This window comes from Jeotgalibacillus marinus (assembly GCF_040801915.1).
Taxonomy (GTDB): domain Bacteria; phylum Bacillota; class Bacilli; order Bacillales; family Jeotgalibacillaceae; genus Jeotgalibacillus; species Jeotgalibacillus marinus.
Genome location: NZ_JBFMIA010000129.1, coordinates 1 through 291 on the forward strand (window position 1 = coordinate 1; position 291 = coordinate 291).

1 protein-coding gene is annotated in these 291 nt (G+C 43.0%); it reads right to left on the reverse strand.

Annotated elements, in window-relative coordinates; genetic code table 11:
• Positions 1-291: phage tail spike protein (locus AB1471_RS17245; RefSeq protein ID WP_367780965.1), on the reverse strand; the 291-nt coding region annotated here is incomplete at both ends.

The following is a 291-nucleotide window of genomic DNA, read 5'->3' on the forward strand; positions in this document are numbered from 1 at the left end:
CTGCTCCTTCTTCCCCTTTTCCTCGCCCATACAAGGCGGTTTTAGGATAAGAGACAACGGTCCTGTGAATACTTTGAAGGTCTTTGGAAATACTGAGTGTCTTTCCTGTATCCGCTCCACGTCTTGGCAAGATATCTATATATCTCCCCGTTATTTGATTATCTGTGAGAAGAATACGGTCTTTAACCTCACCACCCCACGTACTCAGAATTTTATTGATTGCAGAAAGAACCGACTCAAAATAGAAATCAACTTCATTTAATCCGAGTTCGGCCACTTCACCTACTTGCC